15 protein-coding genes are annotated in these 15,577 nt (G+C 63.0%); 3 read left to right on the top strand and 12 right to left on the bottom strand.

All coding sequences use genetic code 11. From position 1 onward, the window contains the following. Nucleotides 1-2 precede the first annotated feature (2 nt). On the bottom strand, nucleotides 3-890 hold the full coding sequence (locus tag RH950_RS06445) for a beta-keto acid cleavage family enzyme (RefSeq protein ID WP_350054865.1): 888 nt from the start codon (nucleotides 888-890) through the stop codon (nucleotides 3-5). 188 nt (nucleotides 891-1,078) lie between these two features. On the opposite strand from RH950_RS06445, the gene ggt reads away from it, so the two are divergent. Together ggt and RH950_RS06435 are read left to right on the top strand one after the other, a co-directional pair. Continuing rightward, nucleotides 1,079-2,662 (top strand): gamma-glutamyltransferase, encoded by a 1,584-nt coding sequence (gene ggt, locus RH950_RS06440; protein ID WP_350054863.1) that lies wholly within the window; start codon nucleotides 1,079-1,081, stop codon nucleotides 2,660-2,662. A 36-nt stretch (nucleotides 2,663-2,698) separates the two neighbouring features. Next, on the top strand, nucleotides 2,699-3,664 hold the full coding sequence (locus tag RH950_RS06435; RefSeq protein ID WP_350054861.1) for a Gfo/Idh/MocA family protein: 966 nt from the start codon (nucleotides 2,699-2,701) through the stop codon (nucleotides 3,662-3,664). Nucleotides 3,665-3,794: 130 nt separating this feature from the next. Here the strand turns inward: RH950_RS06435 and RH950_RS06430 are convergent, their stop codons facing one another. The 3 genes from RH950_RS06430 to RH950_RS06420 are packed head-to-tail and all read right to left on the bottom strand — an operon-like array spanning nucleotide 3,795 to nucleotide 5,653. Then, nucleotides 3,795-3,971, bottom strand: coding sequence for a hypothetical protein (locus RH950_RS06430; RefSeq protein ID WP_350054859.1), 177 nt, complete (start codon nucleotides 3,969-3,971; stop codon nucleotides 3,795-3,797). After that, a complete protein-coding gene (locus tag RH950_RS06425) occupies nucleotides 3,961-4,737 on the bottom strand; it encodes a carcinine hydrolase/isopenicillin-N N-acyltransferase family protein (RefSeq protein ID WP_350054857.1) in 777 nt (258 codons plus the stop codon). Before RH950_RS06425 ends, RH950_RS06430 begins: the two co-directional genes overlap by 11 nt. A gap of 4 nt (nucleotides 4,738-4,741) precedes the next feature. Continuing rightward, on the bottom strand, nucleotides 4,742-5,653 hold the full coding sequence (locus tag RH950_RS06420; RefSeq protein WP_350054855.1) for an AraC family transcriptional regulator: 912 nt from the start codon (nucleotides 5,651-5,653) through the stop codon (nucleotides 4,742-4,744). Between the two features lie 113 nt (nucleotides 5,654-5,766). On the opposite strand from RH950_RS06420, the gene RH950_RS06415 reads away from it, so the two are divergent. Beyond that, entirely contained in the window at nucleotides 5,767-7,218 is a 1,452-nt protein-coding gene (locus RH950_RS06415) for an L-lactate permease (RefSeq protein ID WP_350054853.1), read from the top strand. On the opposite strand, the gene RH950_RS06410 is transcribed toward RH950_RS06415, so the two are convergent. From RH950_RS06410 to RH950_RS06375, 8 genes are all read right to left on the bottom strand, one after another. Further along, on the bottom strand, nucleotides 7,213-7,650 hold the full coding sequence (locus RH950_RS06410) for a DUF1810 domain-containing protein (protein ID WP_350054851.1): 438 nt from the start codon (nucleotides 7,648-7,650) through the stop codon (nucleotides 7,213-7,215). The two genes, RH950_RS06415 and RH950_RS06410, sit on opposite strands and share 6 nt — an antisense overlap. Before the next feature lie 21 nt (nucleotides 7,651-7,671). Further along, nucleotides 7,672-8,085, bottom strand: coding sequence for a VOC family protein (locus tag RH950_RS06405; protein WP_350054849.1), 414 nt, complete (start codon nucleotides 8,083-8,085; stop codon nucleotides 7,672-7,674). A 91-nt stretch (nucleotides 8,086-8,176) separates the two neighbouring features. After that, entirely contained in the window at nucleotides 8,177-9,187 is a 1,011-nt protein-coding gene (locus RH950_RS06400; RefSeq protein WP_350054847.1) for an NAD(P)H-quinone oxidoreductase, read from the bottom strand. A 17-nt stretch (nucleotides 9,188-9,204) separates the two neighbouring features. Further along, nucleotides 9,205-10,230, bottom strand: a complete 1,026-nt coding sequence (locus RH950_RS06395; RefSeq protein ID WP_350054845.1) for a 2-dehydropantoate 2-reductase — start codon at nucleotides 10,228-10,230, stop codon at nucleotides 9,205-9,207. A gap of 92 nt (nucleotides 10,231-10,322) precedes the next feature. Further along, nucleotides 10,323-11,564 (bottom strand): formyl-CoA transferase, encoded by a 1,242-nt coding sequence (frc, locus tag RH950_RS06390; RefSeq protein WP_350054843.1) that lies wholly within the window; start codon nucleotides 11,562-11,564, stop codon nucleotides 10,323-10,325. 69 nt (nucleotides 11,565-11,633) lie between these two features. Further along, a complete protein-coding gene (locus RH950_RS06385) occupies nucleotides 11,634-13,358 on the bottom strand; it encodes a thiamine pyrophosphate-binding protein (protein ID WP_350054841.1) in 1,725 nt (574 codons plus the stop codon). Between the two features lie 59 nt (nucleotides 13,359-13,417). Then, a complete protein-coding gene (locus RH950_RS06380) occupies nucleotides 13,418-14,104 on the bottom strand; it encodes a GntR family transcriptional regulator (RefSeq protein ID WP_350054839.1) in 687 nt (228 codons plus the stop codon). Between the two features lie 210 nt (nucleotides 14,105-14,314). Continuing rightward, nucleotides 14,315-15,547 carry an NAD(P)/FAD-dependent oxidoreductase gene (locus tag RH950_RS06375; protein ID WP_350054837.1) on the bottom strand — a complete coding sequence of 411 codons (1,233 nt, stop codon included), beginning with the start codon at nucleotides 15,545-15,547 and terminating at the stop codon, nucleotides 14,315-14,317. Nucleotides 15,548-15,577: the final 30 nt, after the last annotated feature.

Raw genomic sequence — 15,577 nt, 5'->3', positions numbered from 1 at the left:
TCTCAGTCGTTGCGCCGGACAAGGCCGAAGGCCGTGCGGGCCTCGCTCGGGTCCGCAACCTCGCCGCCGATGCTTTCGATGATCTGCACCGCACGCTCGACAAGCTGCGCGTTGCTTTTCGCCATCTCGCCCCGCGCCATGTAGAGATTGTCCTCCAGCCCTACACGGGTGTGCCCACCAAGCATGGTCGCCTGGGCCACCATCGGGAACTCGCCCCGGGAAATGCCGAAGGCGGACCACATCGCGTCTTCCGGCAGCAGGCTCTTCATGAAGGCCATGCCTTCGGGTGTCGCCGGCGCGCCCCAGGGAATGCCGAGGCAGAGCTGGAACAGGGCAGGCGATTTCAGATGGCCTTCCTTGATCAGCTGCTTCGCCAGCAGGACGTGGCCGCTGTCGAACACTTCAAGCTCCGGCGCCACGCCCAGCTCTTTCGCCCGGTCGGCCATGGCGCGCAGATGCTTCGGTACATTAACCATCGCATGCTCGCCGAAATTCAGCGTCGCCACGTCCAGCGTGCAAATATCCGGCAACAGATCCGCGATATGCTGCATGCGGGTTTCCGGCGCCTTCAGGCTGGTGCCCGCGGCGAAGTCGATCGGCTCGACATCGCCCGGAATGAAGCGGCCGCCCGGACCGGTCGTCAGATTGATGACGATATCGGACCCGGTCTCGCGAATCCGGCCCACCGTCTCCCGGTAAAGTTCAAGATCCATGCTCGCCTTGCCGGTCTCCGGATCCCGGACATGGATATGCACGACGGCAGCGCCGGCCTTGCCCGCATCAAGTGCCGACTGGGCAATCTGTTTCGGCGTGACGGGCACAGCCGAACTCTTGCCGGTCGTGTCAGCACTGCCGGTCACGGCACAGGTAATTACGGTCTTCTGATTCATTTCACTCCCCAGTATCCTGCGCCATCTGGTTGCACGTTCCGAATTGTGGAAAGATGTTCCACGGCGCTTGCCTCAATCTGCGCCGCATCTTAGGGAAACCCTGTTTCCGGTGTCCACGCCGGTTCCTGCACAGATTGCCGCACGCCCGCGCATGAATGCGCTTTTTCAGACCAGATAGAGCCAAAGCCATGAGAAATCTGCAACTCCCCGGACGTTCCCCCGTTTATGCCCGCCGGGCGGCCATTGCGACCAGCCATCCGCTGGCCAGCCAGGCAGGCCTCACAGTCCTGAAATCCGGTGGTAACGCAGTCGACGCGGCCATCGCGGCCTGCGCCGTGATGTGTGTGGTCGAACCCGCCATGACCGGCATCGGCGGCGACTGTTTCGCGCTGTACGCTCCAAAAGGCGCAACCAAGCCGATCGCCATGAACGGATCCGGCAAGGCCCCGGCCGCCGCCACACTGGCAAAGCTGAACGAGCTGGGCGTCAGGGACGAGATCCCGCTGCACAGCCCGCACGCGGTGACGGTGCCCGGCGCGATTGCCGCTTGGGCAAAGCTGATTGAGGATCACGGCTCGATGAGTTTCGCCGAAATCCTGCAGCCGGCCATCGAGTTCGCTGAACAGGGTTATGTCGTGCATTCGCGCGTTGCCTTCGACTGGGTCAGCGAGGAAGAAGCGCTGGCCGCCGATCCGGACTCCGCCAAGGCGATGCTGGTCGACGGCAAGGCGCCAAGGGCCGGCACCGTGCACAAACAGCCGCAGCTGGCTGAGACCCTGAAGAAGATCGCCGCCGGTGGCCGCGACGGCTTCTACAAGGGCGAGGTTGCCGAGGACATGGTGGCCAAGCTGAATTCCCTCGGCGGGCTGCACACCATGGACGATTTCGCCGCGGCCGACGCCGAGTATGTCGAGCCGATCCGGGCCGACTACAAAGGCTACGACATCTACGAGATCCCGCCGAACGGCCAGGGTGTCTGCGCGCTGATGATCATGAACATCCTTGCCGGCTTCGACATGAAGTCGCTCAGCGAAGCGGACCGGGTGCACGTGATCGCCGAAGCCACCAAGATCGGCTACCACCAGCGGGACTGCTTTGTCGCCGACCCGAAATTCGCCGATGTACCGGTCGAGTGGATGCTCGGCGAGGAGCACACCGCCGTGATGCGCGCCATGGTCGACATGGACAAGGCCGGGAATTTCGAGGACAGCGACTTCCCGCTGCATCGCGACACGATCTATCTCTCCTGCATCGACGAGCAGGGTAACGCGATCTCCTTCATCAACTCGCTGTTCTCCGGCTTCGGCAGCACCATCATGGCGCCGAAATCCGGTGTCATGCTGCACAGCCGCGGCAACAGCTTCCACTTGAAGGAAGGCCACCCGAACTGCATCGCGCCGCGCAAGCGCCCGATGCACACCATCATCCCGGGCTACGTCTTCAAGAACGGCACTGCCGTAGCACCGTTCGGCGTGATGGGCGGCCAGTATCAGTCTACCGGCCAGGCCAACTTCATCTCCAACGTGGTTGATCTCGGGCACGACATCCAGGAAGCCATGGACGCTCCGCGCAGCTTCGCCACCGAAGGTATCCTGCAGGTCGAGAGCGAGTTCGCACCGGAGACTTACACCGCTCTGGAAGCCAAGGGGCACAAGCTCGATCGGGTCGACAAGCCGATCGGCGGCAGCCAGTGCGTCTGGCGCGATCCGGAAACCGGCGTGCTTCAGGCCGGCTCCGACCCGCGCAAGGATGGTCATGCCACCGGTTACTAAAAGCGCTTACAGAAGAACAGAAAGCCTAGAAGACCAATGAGCAAGAGCCACAATATCGTCGTCATCGGCCTCGGCATCATGGGCCGGCGCATGATCCAGTACATGATCCCGCATGACCGCTTCACGGTTATCGGGGCCTGGGACCCAAGCGCTGAGTCCGTCGCCACCGCCAGGGCCGAATTCCCGGGCATGACTATCTGGGACAGTGCCGAAGCCATGATCGCGGCGCCAGAAGCCGATCTCGTCTACATCGCCAGCCCGCCCGCCTTCCACAAGCACTATGCCGACCTCGCCATGGATGCCGGCAAGCCGGTCTATTGCGAAAAACCGCTCGGTATCTCCGTGCCGGAAAGCGAGGAAATGGTCCTCCGCCTGGAAGAGACCAAGACGCCGAACGTCGTCAACTTCTCCCAGGCATCGCTTGAAGGCGTCGAGATGATCGAAGCCGCGATGAAGGACGGCTCCATGGGGGATATCGTCAGCGCCGAGCTGGTGATGCATTTCTCCCAATGGCCGCGCGACTGGCAGGCGGACGCCGACTGGCTTCGGTTCCGCGATCAGGGCGGCTACACCCGGGAAGTCACCTCGCACTATCTCTACATCACCGAACGCTTCCTCGGACGGGCCAATCTGCTCTGGAGCAAGCCGACCTATCAGGCCGATCCGAAACTCTGCGAAACCCATGTCCATGCCATGCTGGACTGCAGTGGCGTTCCGGTGAGCTATAGCGGCGCTGTCGGCGGTGTCGGTCCGGACCGGATCGAAGGCACCTTCTACGGCACGAAGAAGAGCATGCGCCTCAGCGGCTTCTACATCCTGGAGCAGACCAGCGGCGGGCCGTGGGAGCTGGGCATGGAACTGCCCGCCGATCCACGTTCGGTCTCCGTGCCCCGGCAGATCGACAACGTTGCCCGCTGGATGGATGGCAGCAAGCACACCATGCCGTCAGCCGCCGATGCGCTCTCCGTGCAAAAGCTGGTTGAAGGTATTCTGGCGGACTAAGCCGAACACCAATTTAAAACCGTCATTCCGGCCGGAGAGCCGGGACCCAGATGATCGTAGTGCAACGCTCTTCGTTCCCTGGGTCCCGCATCAAGTGCGGGATGACGTTTTTTTATGTGAAAACAGTGTTTTAATCTGAATAAACTACCCGCCGTTCGCCCGGCTCGAACTGCGCGAGGGACTGGCGCCAGCTTCCATCCCGCCAATGGAACGTCACAGCGCCTTCATTCGGCAAATATTCCGCCGTATAGAGCGTTCCCAGCCAATCGTCGAAATCCTGCTTGAACAGGTCCCCCTCAACAAACACCGCGCGCGCTGCTTCCGCATCCTCCGCCAACGCACAGGCCGCATCGAACCGCCGGGCGGAATCCGGGAACGGCTCCACATCCGCCTGATGGTTCGTAACGACATTTCCGTCGAAAACGAGCGGCGACCGGTCCGGCGCAAGCTCGGCTCAGACCGACTTTCCGGACCTGTCCTGTACCAGTACATTCTGCGCCCAGGCACAGGGCTATCCGGCGCAGCACGTCCGCCGCCTCTTTCACGTCGGAGGCCACCTGCAGCAGGTACCGGATGATCTGGACGATACTGAAACCAGCTCCGTAGACATGCCGTCCGCCGAAGGTGAGCGCGGCAGCCACGCCCGCATCGTTCACCCCGTCCAGCAGGCCGCTGCCCCCTTCGGACATGCCGAGTACATGACGCCCTGACCATTCCGTCCGCAGGATGACCGCCGAGGTCGCATCCGGATGAAAATCGTAGTTGCGCAGCATGGTCGGGCGCGGCCGGGTGAAGGCGCGGACGGAGCAGCCGGCAGGGATAAACGGCGGCGGGTCGATCCCGGCAAGGGCGGCGATCATGGCCGGGTCGTCGCCAGCACACCCCGCCATTCTGTCAAACAAACCAAGCATCTCCGGCATGTGGGTGCCGACACGGCGGCGGCATTCCTCCGGGTCCGGGATGCACTCCGCTTTCGCATACCAGTCCACGACGAATCCGCGCCCCTCCTCGACCGCTTGCCGGATGAACGGGCCCGGCTGCGGTTCATCGACGGCACGGAACAGCTTCTCCATCGCCTCAGCCTTTCAGCGGAATGCAGATCAGCGTACGCAGCTCGGCCTCCGCCACCTCGGATGGGTCATTCAAATACCATTCGAGACATGGACGCTCGTCCAGGCTCTCCCCGCTCTCCGGCAACCAGAGGCCGAGCAGCCGGTGGAAGCAATCTTCCATGCCCCTATAGGAGCCTTCGAGCAACGTGCAGGCATAACGGCCCGCCGGAAGCGCGTCGACGCGGACATTTTCGGGGAAAGATTCGGCGGGTATCTGTGCATCGGAACGGAACGAGACACAGGCATCATAGCGCAGCTCAGCCTCAGGAACGCTTCCCGGATCATCGTAAGACAGGCCGAAAACGCCGGTAGCGTGCTCATGGAGTCCATGTTTTCTGAGCCAGTCATGCAGCGCCCCGAAGCTCGTTCCAACCTCGTAATACGGCCCGACATGGCGCCAGGCGATGATCGGATCCGGTGTCATGTCCTTGATTTCAACCTGCATGCCATGCTCCTTCCTGTCCGCGATCAGACGGATGCTTCCCGTCTCCGGACGATAATGAATACGGGTATTCAGCGGCCGGTAGGGAGGCGGCGCCTTGGCCGTCCGATAAGCGCTTGGAGGCAGGCCGAAACATTGCCGGAAGGCCCGTGTGAACCCCTCCGGGCTGCCGTACCCGGCAGCCAACGCCGTCTCCGTCACGGTTGCCCGCTCAATGCGCAAGACATGGGCCGCACGAGACATTCGCACCCGGCGCACCACCTCCTGCACCGTCTCCCCCGTCAAGGCACGGAACACCCTATGAAAGTGATAGACAGAGAAGGCGGCTGTATCCGCCAGCTCGCCAAGCTGTAGCGGTCTGTCCGCATCCTTTGCTATCCGGTCCAGGACCCGGCCAATGCGTTCGACATAGGAGGTTTCCGTCGTCTTTCTCATGGCACAAGCATGCCATCGCTTCGGCCTCGCTGCCCGACCGATCTTGCGGTTATGATCCCGAACCGCCCGCACCAGAACGGGTCGCCGCCAAATGAAACACCGGAAACGCCCGCATGCTCACCGTGACAGCCGCCGCGCCGCTCATCCTGGCGACCCTTGCGATCCTTGTCGCCCGCCAGTCCGCCATGCGGGCGGGCGGTCTCGGGCTCGCCGTCTCAATCCTGATCGCCGCCACTGTTTCCGCATTCCACCTGCAGTCAGATGCCATCGCGGATGCCGTCATCGACGGGCTGCTGACCACGGCGACCGTCGCCTATGTGTTGCTCGGCGGCGTTACCCTGTACTGGGTGCTGCGTGGGGGCGGTGCGCTGGAGCGGCTCGGCAAGGCAGCCGCCGACGCGATCCCGAACCCGGCGCAGCGCGTGCTGGTCCTCGTGCTCGGCGTCTCCGTCTTCTTCGAATCCGCGACCGGTTTCGGCGTCGGTATCATCGTCACCGTGCCACTGCTGATCGCGCTCGGCTATCCGCCGGCCCGCGCGGCCCTGATCGCCCTGCTCGGGCAGTGTGCCGTGCCCTGGGGGGCGCTTGCCATCGGCACCGTGCTTGGCGCGGATCTGTCCGAACTCCCCGCGCGCGAAACGGCGATAACGGCAGTCTGGCTCAGCCTGCCCTTCATCCTGCTCTGCGCCTTCGCCACCCTCCGCTTTGCCGGGGAAAGCCTCACCAGTGTCTCGAACATCCTCTCCGCCATTGCCTACAGCGCCCTGCTCGCTGCCACGCTCTGGGCTTCCAGTGCCTGGATCAGCGTCGAGCTCGCGGGCTGTATCGCCGGCCTTGCCGTAGCGCTCGCCGGGCTTGTGCTGGCGCGCCTCCGGTCGAAGGCGCGAACGGACGGGCATGGCCTGCTGGCCGCCGCGCTTCCGCTCTTCGTGCTGATGGCAACCTTGAGCCTGACCCGCCTCGTCCCGGCTGTCGGAGCCTTTACCAGCTCCCTGTTGCGCATCGACATGCCCGCCTATGACTTCACCCTGTCCATCATCCACCATCCAGGCTTCTGGATGCTGCTGGCGGCGCTTGCCGGCATCCTGTGCCTGCGTATCCCCGCCACCGAAGTCCGTCTGCTTGTGCCGCAGGCGCTGAAACAATGGAGCATCGCCAGCCTGTCGGTCGCCGGGTTCATCTGTTTCGGGCATGTCATGCTGCATGCGGGGATGACGGACCGGCTGGCGGAAACCGTCGCCGCCGCGGCGGGCACGGCCTATCTCTTCGCGGTTCCGGCCGTGGGCGGCCTGGGCGGGTTCCTGACAGCCAGCAATGCCGGATCAAACGCACTGTTCATGGCCTTCCAGAGCACGGTCGCGGGACGGCTCGCGCTTGATCCCATCGTGGTCGCGGCAGCGCAGAACGCGGCCGGCGCCAATATCACCCTCGCCTCGCCCGGCCGGATTGTCCTCGCGGCATCCGTCTCCGGGCTGGCGGGTCAGGAAAACCAGCTCATGCGCCCGGCGCTGGCCCTCGGGATCGTCGGGCTGCTGCTGATGCTGCCGGTGCTGACGCTGTTATAGATCCTCACCGATGAGCGCCAGCGTGCGCTCATCCCGCACACCGCTATAGAAGAGATCCAGTGCCCGACCGAAGAGCTCGCGATCGGCCCTCTCTTCGGCAGCAGTTTCGAACAGCGTGAGGCAGGAGCGGAATTTCATGTCGTCCGGAGAGCCGAAAATCTCGAATGCCGTTTTGTCCCTATGCGGCAGGACAGCTTCGACGCAAGCCTTGAGCCGAGGGCCAAGCACTGTATCTCGAAGATAGCACCGGGCCTGATCGAGATCGGTGATGCCATACTGAATGGCCCTCGGGCTGTGGCCGAGCGCGACATGCTGGGGCAGGACATACCAAATCCAGTGGGAGGTCTTGCGGCCCGCTTTCAGCTCGGCAAGGGCCTGCGCGTAAACAGGCCCTTGTGCCTCGATGAATTTCTCCAGATCGCTATCCGGCATCAGGTCTCTCGCGCGCCGCCGTTAGTCCTTGTCCTCCGGGCCAACCCAGGCAAACGGGTTGTAGGCAATTTCCCAGAGATGGCCGTCGGGATCGGCGAAATAGCCGTGGTATCCGCCCCAATGGGCCTTTTGCGGCGGTTTGACCAGCTTTGCACCCGCCGCGACGACAGCCTCCAGCGTCGCATCCACCTCCTCCGGAGAGGCAACATTGTGCGCGAGACTGAAACCCCGGTAGCCGCTCCCCTCGGAAGACACACCGGCATCCGCCGCAAGGTCTTCCCGCTCGGACAGCCCGAGCCAGGTTCCGTTCAGATTGAAGAAGGCTACGCTCGGCGGGGAGTCGAGCCTCGGGAAGCCGAGGCCCTTTTCGTAAAACTCACGCGAGACAGCGAGATCTTTGACAGCCAGGGCGACCATGCTGATTCTGGGTTTCATGCCATACCTCATTCGACTTCATTGAAATTTTGGTCCTAGCCTGAGGCAAGACGGCGCGCGAATGAAGTCGAAACACCAGGGCGGCAGACCATCAGATGTCCCCGCAGACCTCCAGCATGATCTTGCCGCTGTGCCCGGCGCTTTCCATGAAGGCGTGGGCAGCGGCCGCTTCGGCGAGCGGGAAGGTCTTGCTCACCACCGGCTTCAGCTTGCCTTCCTCAAACATCGGCCAGACATTGAGTGCCAGGCTGTCGCGGATCTCCGCCTTGTTCTCCGGGGTCCGGGAGCGCAGCGTGGAGCCGGTATAGGTCAGCCGCTTCAGCATCACCGGCATCAGGTCGATCTCAACCCTGGAGCCCCCGTTGAAGGCGAGCTGCACGATCCGCCCGTCCGGCTTGGAAGCCTTGATGTTTTTGGCAATATTCTCGCCGCCGATGATATCGAGAATGACGTCCGCGCCCTTGTACGCGCCGCGGATGATCTCGACAAAATCCTGCTCGCGGAAATCAACGGTGAGGTCTGCACCGAGATCGCTGCAGACCTGGCAGCGTTCCGCTGGACTGTCGACGGCGACGACGGTTGCACCGATTGCCTTCGCCAGCTGGATTGACGTCGTGCCGAGACCGCCGGCGCCGCCATGCACCAGGAAGACTTCGCCGCGCGACAGCTTCGCGCCCATGAAGACATTCGACCAGATGGTGAAGAAGGTCTCCGGCACCGATGCCGCTTCCAGCAGGTTGAAACCGTGCGGCAAGGGCAGGCAGTGCCGTGCATCGACCGCGCAATAATCCGCATAGCCGCCGCCATTGGTCAGCGCGCAGACCATGTCTCCGACGGACCAGTTTCCGACCCCGTCGCCAACCGCAACAACCCTGCCTGAAATCTCCAGGCCGAGCAGATCGGACGCGCCTTTCGGTGGCGGATAATGCCCCCGGCGCTGCACGAGGTCCGGCCCGTTCACTCCCGCATAGGCGACCTGGATCAGTACCTCGCCCGGCGCCGCTTCCGGTACCGGCCGCTTGCCCGGCACCAGAACCTCCGGTGCGCCCGGCACGCTGATTTCAACCACATTCATCTCGGCCGGAAGCGTTACATCCGTCATCAGAAATTCACTCCGGTTCAATCGACAACAAGGGATTCAGGGCTGCCGGAATCTTCCGGGAAGACCGGATAGAGTCCCTGCGTCCGTCCCAGCTGTTGTATCAGAGCCAGCACGGAGTCGATATGCGGCGTCTGCAAGTCGACCAGCCGTCCCATTTCCTGCACCGCCGTCAGCAGCGCGTCCACTTCGAGCTGCCGGCCTTTTTCAAGATCCTGCAGCATCGAGGTGCGGTGCGCGCCGACCTTGGCCGCGCCGTTGATCCGGCGTTCCACGTCGACCCGGAAATGCACGCCGAGCCGGGCACCGATACGCTGGGCCTCTTCCATCATCGCCCGTGAAAGCGCTCGGGTTCCGGGATCGGTCGCCACCACGTCGAGCGTCGCACGGGTCAGGGCGCTGATCGGATTGAAGCAGAGATTGCCCCAGAGCTTCAGCCAGATTTCATCCCGGATATTCGGCATGACCGGCGCCTTGAATCCAGCCTGCTGCAGTGCCTGGCTGAGACGTGTCGCCCGTTCGGACACGCTGCCGTCCGGCTCACCGAGAGCAAACTTGTTGCCGTAGGTGTGCTTGACGATTCCGGGAGCCGCAATCTCCGTCGCCGGATAGACGACGCATCCGATGGCACGCTGCGGGCCGATCAGATCCCATTGCCGGTCATCCGGATCGACAGAATTCAGCCGCAGGTTCTGATAGGCGCTGTTGACGCCGAAGAAGTACCACCAGGGCACACCGTTCTGGCAGGTCACCACAGCGGTGTCCGGGCCGAGCAACGGCACCATCTGGTCCGCCACATCCCAGGCCTGGTGGGTCTTGAGCGCGACGATCACGTAATCCTGCGGGCCGAGTTCCGCCGGATTGTCCGTCGCGGTGACTTTCGCGACGCGCTCCTCCTCGCCGATCAGGAGTTTGAGGCCATTCTCCCGGATCGCCGCCAGATGCGCGCCGCGCGCGATCAGCGAAACCTCGACACCATCCACCTGGGCGAGCTCCGCGCCGAGATAGCCGCCGATCGCGCCCGCGCCATAGATACAAACCTTCATGCCCCTACCCCCGTTTTTCTACCCGTCTTATGAAAACGGCGCCGGCTTCAACAAGCCGGCGCCGCCTTCTATCCCGTATCGGCTGAACCGGCCTAGACGGCGCCTTCCGCCTTGGCTGCGGCCACATCGTCGGCACTCATGCCGAGCACCGCCGTCAGAATCTCATCCGTATGCTCGCCCAGAAGCGGCGAACGTTCCACCTTTGCCGGTGATGCGGAAAGCTTAATCGGATTACCGACAGTCAGATAGGTGCCACGCTGGGGGTGCGGCACTTCGACCACCGTACCGGTCGCACGCAGCGACTTGTCTTCCGCCAGTTCCTTCATGGAGAGGATCGGGCCGCACGGCACATTCAGCGCGTTCAGCGTTTCCATGACCTCGAACTTGTTCTTGGTCCTGGTCCATTCCTCGATCATGGCGAAGCACTTGTCGAGTTTCGGCAGACGAACTTCAGGCGTGGCCCACTCCGGGTCCTCGATCAGATCCTCGCGACCGATGGTCTTCATCAGCGGCGCCCAGCCCGGCGGCTGGATAATGACATAGATGTAATCGTTCGGGCCGCCGCCCTTGGTCTGCACGGCCCAACCCGGCTGTCCGCCGCCCGAGGCATTGCCGGCCCGCGGCACGGCCTCGCCGAACTCGCCGTTCGGATATTGCGGGTATTCCTTCAGCGGACCGTGTTCCAGGCGCTGCTGGTCACGCAGTTTCACCCGGCAAAGATTGAGCACGCCGTCCTGCATCGCGCATTCGACCCGCTGTCCCTTGCCGGAATTCGTCCGGTGATAGAGCGCCGTGACAATGCCGAGCGCCAGGTGCAGACCGGTGCCGCTGTCGCCGATCTGGGAGCCGGTAACGGTCGGCGGGCCATCATCGAAGCCGGTGGTGGAGGCGGAGCCACCAGTGCACTGGGCGACATTCTCGTAGACCTTGCAGTCTTCAAAATCGCCAGGGCCGAAACCCTTGATGCTGGCATAGACGATCTTCGGGTTGATCTCCTGAATGCGTTCCCAAGTGAAGCCCATCCGGTCGAGCGCGCCCGGCGCGAAATTCTCGACCATGACATCGCACTCTTCGATGAGGCGCGTCAGGATTTCCTTACCCTTGTCGGTCTTGGTATTGAGCGTGACGCTGCGCTTGTTGCTGTTCAGCATGGTGAAATAGAGGCTGTCTGCGTCCGGCAGGTCGCGGAGCTGGCCGCGGGTAATGTCACCGACACCCGGGCGCTCGACCTTGATCACATCGGCACCGAACCATGCCAGCAACTGGGTGCAGGTCGGGCCCGACTGCACATGCGTCATGTCCAGAATACGGACACCTTTCAACGCTTCGCTCATTGTCTTTCTCTTCCCCCTTGGCGGATTAACGGAAAAAGGGCGCGCCGGAGACCCGGCACGCCCTTCCGCTTATTTGTACATGGTCTGGTTCTTGGTACCCGGTGCGTATTCGTTCGGGTCGACCCAGATATTGACCACTGCGGACTTGCCGCTGGTTTTCACCGCTTCACGGGCACGCTGCAGGGCGGGTTGGATCTGGTTCGCCTCATGCACCTCTTCACCATGGCCGCCGAGCATTTCGGCGAACTTGGAGAACGGCACATCGCCAAGCTTGTTGCCGACATTACCACGCTGGTCGCCGTATTTTGCGATCTGGCCGTAGCGAATCTGGTTCATCGAGGAGTTGTTGCCGATGACCGCGATATAGGGCACGCCGAACCGGTTGGCGGTTTCCATGTCGAAGGCGGTCATGCCGAAGGAGCCATCACCGTAATAGCAGAGGATTTCCTTCTCCGGATTGGCCAGACCTGCCGCGATGGCGAAGCCGGTGCCGACACCGAGCGAGCCGAGCGCACCCGGATCCATCCAGTTGCCCGGGCCTTTCGGTGCCACGGCCTGGGCGGAGATCGTCACCACGTCGCCGCCGTCGCCGATATAGACCGTCTTCTCTGTCAGGAACTCGTTCAGCTCCCACGCCACCCGGTAGGGATGGATCGGGGACTGGTCGGACAGGAACAGCGGCATCAGCTTTTCGGTCGCCGCCTCTTCGGCCGCGCGCAGTTCCTTCAGCCACCCGTCACGGCCCTTGGAGCCATTGTCGACCCGGCCCTTGATGGCCGCGTGCACGGCGGAGAGGATCGCGCCCGGATCGCCGGCGATGCCGAGATCCACGTCCCGGTTCTTGCCGACCGTGCTGTAAGACTGATCGATCTGCACCAGCGTCAGATCTTCACGGATACGCTTGCCGTAGCCCATGCGGAAATCGAACGGCGTGCCGACGATCAGCAACAGGTCCGCCTTCTGGAAGGCGAGGCGACGGGTCCGGTTGTAATAATGGCTGTCCGTCTGCGGCAGCATGCCGCGGGCGCCACCGTTCATGTAGCAGGCGATGTTCAGATCCTTGACCAGATCGATCGCCGCCTGATGGCCGCGGCTCATCCAGACCTGGGAGCCGACGAGAATGGCCGGACGCTCCGCCTTGACGATCAGGTCGGCCAGACGCTCGATATCAGCCGGATCGCCGATCGATTTGACAGAGGCGCGATACTTGCCCGGCTCCGGGATAACGGCGCTCGACAGCGGCACTTCGCGGTCCAGCACGTCGCGCGGAATTTCCAGATAGGACGGGCCATAGGCTCCGGAGAAACATTCACGGGCCGCCATGGAGACCATGTCGCCCGCGCGTTCCGTCGAGCGGACACCGGCGGAGAATTTGGTGATCGGCGCCATGATATCGACATGGGGCAGATCCTGCAGCGAGCCCATCTTGTGCTGGGTCAGCGCGCCCTGTCCGCCGATATGCAGCATCGGGCTTTCCGAACGGAACGCGGTGGCTACACCGGTCATCGCGTTGGTGCAGCCCGGGCCGGCCGTGGTAACGAGGCAGCCGAGCTTGCCGGTCTGACGGGCGTAACCGTCGGCGGCATGGGCCGCGACCTGCTCGTGCCGGAAGTCGACAATCCGGATGCCTTCGTCGACGCAGCCGTCATAGATATCGATGATATGCCCGCCGCAGAGCGTGAAGATGGTATCGACACCCTCGTTCTTCAGGGCTTTCGCGACCAGATGGCCACCGGAAACGACTTCGCCGGAGCGGTCTTTTTCTTTCAGAGTATCGGTAGCGGTATCGCTCATAGTCAGGCTCCCTTTTTTACAGGCGGTCGTTACAACGCGCACCGCCGCTTGATCTTCGGTTATCCGAGATAGTTCACGTTGTTGGCGACATGCTTGGCGAGCGCAAGCGCATGGTCACGGACCAGACGTTCCGCCAGCTCCCCGTCACGGGCCTCGATGGCCTCGACGATATGCATGTGATCCTGCATCGACCGGGTGATCCGGTCCTGCTCACCGATGGTCCGGGCACGGATGGCACGGACATGCAGAAAAATCTTGTCAGTCATTTCCAGAATCAGCGGCGAATGGCCGAGCTTCAGGATTGCCTGATGAAAATCGATATTGCGGCTGGAATATTCGTCGATTTCCAGCCGGCCCTTTTCCGTCTCCTGGAAGATCCGGCGGAGTTGCCTGATTTCGGCATCCGAGGCAACTTCCGTGGCCTGCCGCGCCGCCATGCCTTCGAGCGCCGCCCAGACCTTGATCATCTCGATGATCTCGGCCTTGGTCTTGCGGACGATGAACACGCCGCGCCGGGGCTGGATATCGACCAGCCCTTCCTGCGCCAGCCGGGCCAGCGCTTCGCGCAGCGGCGTCCGGCTGATCCCGAGTTGCTCGGACAACTGCCGCTCGTCGAGCCGCAGATTGGCATCCGGATCATAAATATTCATCGAGACGATACCGTCTTTCAGGGCCGTATAAGTCTTGTCCTTGAGACTGACTTCGGCCGCGATCGGCGTCACCATCAACGCTGAAGACTCGTTCATGCGGATTTCCCCGGTCGTTCGACCAATAGAGGACGCTCCCATGGCGGGATGCGTGGGTTCTGGTATACCACACACTTTATGCCATGGAATACATAAATTGCGGCATGAATGCCTGCTTATTTAGCGAAATGGCTCGTCACGACGCGACGAAAGAGCACACCCCGCACCACAAGCGCGGTTGAATTCAGAAGCGTGAGGCCGCACCGCACCTCAGGATCGCGCCCTTTTGACCAAGGCGCGCAGATCGAATTCCGGATCTCCCGCCTGCTCCGGCGTCAGGCCAGCATCCATGGCGAGAAGCCGGCGCCCCAAGGCATGATCACCTGCCTTGTTCACCGACTCGACGCACCGTAGCTTGCCGGCGGCGAACAGAAAGGCGGAGAAGGAGCCGCTCTCCGGATCACCGCGCAGCACAGCCGTTTCGCTGCCGTCGGACAGCCCGGCGATCTGCAATTTGGCCTCGGCCTGGTCGGACCAGAACCAGGGCACCTCGTGATAGGGCTCGGCATCGCCCAGCAGCGCGGCGGCCGCTGTCTTGGCCTGATCCACGGCGTTCTGCACGGATTCAAGACGAACCCGGCGGCCGATCTGCCAGTGCATATAACTGGCACAGTCCCCGATGGACGCGACCTCCGGAACAGAGGACAGCATGGTCGGCCCGACGGCGATGCCGTTTTCGATCGCCAGCCCCGCCGCTTCCGCAAGTTCGGTGCAGGGCAGCACGCCGGTCCCGGAAATGACACACCCGGCATCAATGACAGTGCCATCGGCAAGGTCGGCGCCGGAGGCGATCCCGCCGGACAGCCGGATGCCGGAGACCCGGGCGTTCAGCCGGATATCTGCGCCCAGGCTGGTCAGGTAGCCGAAGAAATAGGCCGAGACAGCCGGCGAGACCGCACGGGCCATCAGCCGATTCTCGGCTTCAAGCACGGTTACCTGCTTGCCAAGCACCGCAGCGGTCGCGGCGATTTCGAGTCCGATGAAGCCGCCCCCGATGACCAGCACGGACGCGGCCGCATTGAAGCCGGCCTTGATCGCCTGGCTGTCCTGATAGGTCCGGAGCTCAAGCACGCCCGGCGCATCGATGTTCGGGATCGGGATTCTCCGGGGGCGGGAGCCCACAGCCAGCGCAATCCGGGAACAGGAGATGGCGGAGCCGTCGGCCAGCCGCACCTCCCCTCCACTCAGATCAAGCGCGGTCGCCGTCGTGCCGAGGCGAAGGTCGATGGACCGGTCTGTATAGAATTTCTCGGGCCGGAGCGGCGTCGGTTTCGCGTCCGGCTCCTTGATATAGCCTTTGGAGAGCGGCGGTTTCTGATAGGGAAGATCCGGCTCGGAGGTCAGCATGGTCAAGGGGCCGTCATAGCCCTTTTCTCTCAGGCTGGCCGCCAGTTGCACGCCGCCGTGGCTGGCCCCGACAATGACGATGCCTTTGTCCGACACGGGCTTCCTCCTGCACTTTAGTTCATATTT

The sequence above is a fragment of the Nisaea sp. genome (genome assembly GCF_040217065.1).
Lineage (GTDB): Bacteria > Pseudomonadota > Alphaproteobacteria > Thalassobaculales > Thalassobaculaceae > Nisaea.
The sequence above is the reverse complement of the archived record's forward strand: the minus strand, read 5'-3'. Positions and strand labels throughout refer to the sequence as shown.